This is a genomic window from Streptomyces prasinopilosus (assembly GCF_001419695.1).
In the GTDB taxonomy this organism is placed as follows: domain Bacteria; phylum Actinomycetota; class Actinomycetes; order Streptomycetales; family Streptomycetaceae; genus Streptomyces; species Streptomyces prasinopilosus.
Genome location: NZ_LIRG01000847.1, coordinates 1 through 1,140, shown reverse-complemented (window position 1 = coordinate 1,140; position 1,140 = coordinate 1). Strand labels below are relative to the sequence as shown.

General features: G+C 76.5%; 1 protein-coding gene and 1 pseudogene. Both read left to right on the top strand.

Annotated elements, in window-relative coordinates:
• Positions 1-139: 139 nt before the first annotated feature.
• Positions 140-688, top strand: a complete 549-nt coding sequence (locus tag AOK18_RS27410) for a nuclear transport factor 2 family protein (RefSeq protein WP_055575052.1) — start codon at positions 140-142, stop codon at positions 686-688.
• Positions 689-738: 50 nt separating this feature from the next.
• Positions 739-1,140, top strand: a pseudogene (locus AOK18_RS27405) (hypothetical protein); the annotation flags it as partial.

The window sequence follows — 1,140 nt, the reverse complement described above, 5'->3', positions numbered from 1 at the left end:
ACGGTGAGTTGGGCCGCGGCAAGGACACGGCCACCACCGCCGCGGCCCAACTCACCGTCACGGCACGGCTCGTGGACGACCAGTGGCGGATCACCGACATCAAGGCCCGCTGACCGTGCGCGGGAGAGTGGAGCACCCCATGAAACGCGCGGTCCGCGCCCTCACCGGAATCCGCACCCGGCCGCTGCCGGCCGTGCTGCTCGCCCTCACCCTCACCGCGGGCGGTTTCGCGGCGTGGGCGGGACAGGACTGGTACCGCGCGGCCCACGACGACCGGGCCGCGTACGCCGGGCAACGGGACGAGGCGCTCGCCGCCGGGGAGCAGGCCGTGCAGAACCTCAACACGCTCGACCACCGGAACCTGGACCGGGGCCTCGACCTGTGGGAGTCCTCGACGACCGGCGAACTGCACGAACAACTGGCCTCCGGCCGCAAGGAGTTCGCCGAGCAGGTGAAGGAGGCGAAGACGGTCACCACGGCCCGGGTGCTGTCCGGCGCCGTCGCCGAGATCGACGACCGCGCCGGACGCGCCCGGGTGCTGGTCGCCCTGCGCGTCACCGTCAGGGCGGCCGACGGAGCCAAGACCGACAAGGACAGTCGCATGCTCGGTGAACTCACCCGGACCGAGGGCCGCTGGAAGCTGAGCGCCCTGGGCCAGGCACCCGTGGGCGGCACACCGGCCGGCTGACCCGGCCCCGTACAGCGCCGGCCGCCGCACACCGAGGAGGACACCGCACCATGTCGACGACCCGCCACCACATCAACCGCCAGCGCCGCCGGCAGGCCCGCGAGACCCGCCCCGCCCCCTTCGCCGGGACCCGGCCGGACACCGGGAGCCGGTCCGGCACGGGCGGCACGGACGTCCTCCCCCCTCCGTCCGGGCCGGCCGCGGACGCGACGACACCCCGGAAGGCCTCCGGGACGGCCCGGAAGGCCTCCGGGACGGCCGGAGAGGCCTCCGCGGCGGCCGGGAGGGACTCCGGGACGACACGCGGGGCGCCCGGGGCCACGGACGACCGCGGGACCGCCCGGACCCGCCGCGGCCCGCGCCGCCCGGCCACGACCCTCGCGGTCCTCTGCGTCCTGACCCTGCTCCTCGGCGGCTTCGCGGGCCGCGGCGGCCGGGAGGGACTCCGGGAC